Consider the following 1,183-nt stretch of genomic DNA (forward strand, 5'->3'; position numbering starts at 1 on the left):
ACCCCCTTCCGGCCCGTTCCACCCCGCTCGCTCCCCGATCACCGCGTGGTCAATGGCTGTTGCACGGGTGTGACAGCCCTGCCGTTGTAGGGCCACTCGGGCGGCTGATACCGTTCGAGCGTCCTGCCCGCCCGACAGGGGCGGCCACGAGGGGAATCGGGCGAACCGACCCCGCCGCGACCGGGGGAACGACCGCGTCCGGTGTGCCGCGCGGGTGGGCGATCCCCGCCGGCGATCGACCGGACGGGTCACCGACCACGTGCGGTACCGGGAGCCGGGGACGCGCGGGGGGAGACCCCGCCGGGGACGAGGGACACGAGAACAACCGAGACACGGTTCGCGGGCCCGACCCGGTGCCCGCGAATCCCCAAGCGCCCGCTCGGGCGCGAGTCGACCGCGGGGGTGGTGGCGTGAAGACCCGGGACCGGGCTGCCGCGAATGCGAACAGGTCCGTGACGACGGGGGCACCGGTGGTGGCGGACCGCCTGCCCACGCCCCCTCGCGAGCGCAAGCCCGCCCTCGCCGCCCTGGCCGTCCTGCTGATCCTCGTCGGCGCCCTCGGCGCCGCCACGCTGGTGCTGCGGGCCGGTGACCGCATCGAGGTCATCAAGATCACCGAGCGGGTGCCGGCCGGCCAGCCCATCCCGGACTCGGCGATGGCCCCGGTGCTCGTCGCCGAGGACGAGGCGGTCTCCTACGTGCGCTGGGGCCAGCGCGGCGCGCTGGCCGAGGACTACCGGCCGGCCGTGGATCTGGTCGCCGGCACCCTCCTGGTCGGGGAGATGCTCACCACCGACGAGACGCTGGGCAGCGACGAGGTCATCGTCGGTGTCTCGCTGCGCGCCGGTCAGTTCCCCTCCGGCCTCAAGGCCGGTGACTCCGTCGCCGCCTACTGGGTGGGCGACGAGCGCACCGCCGAGGAGGGCTCCGCCCGCGAGACGGTGATCGCCGAGCGGGTGAAGGTCGAGAACATCTTCGGGGAGTCCGACGTCGCCGGACGCAACAACCTCGCCGTCACCCTGCGGGTGAGCCGCGCGGAGGCGCCGGACCTGGCCAGGGCCGCCTCCGGCGGGGACGTGTCGCTGGTCATCGTTTCCTCCGGCACCTCCTGATCCGTACCGATCGACCCCGTCCCCGGGCCGCGCGACGCCGGCCGGCCCGACCGCCCCGGACCCCGGCGGAC

General features: G+C 74.9%; 1 protein-coding gene. It reads left to right on the forward strand.

The window, feature by feature from the left end; genetic code table 11:
* The first annotated feature begins 452 nt into the window (after positions 1 to 452).
* On the forward strand, positions 453 to 1,112 hold the full coding sequence (locus FOE67_RS26255; protein WP_323385558.1) for a hypothetical protein: 660 nt from the start codon (positions 453 to 455) through the stop codon (positions 1,110 to 1,112).
* The last annotated feature ends 71 nt before the right edge of the window (positions 1,113 to 1,183 follow it).

Source organism: Streptomyces calidiresistens, from assembly GCF_014141525.1.
Taxonomy (GTDB): domain Bacteria; phylum Actinomycetota; class Actinomycetes; order Streptomycetales; family Streptomycetaceae; genus Streptomyces; species Streptomyces calidiresistens.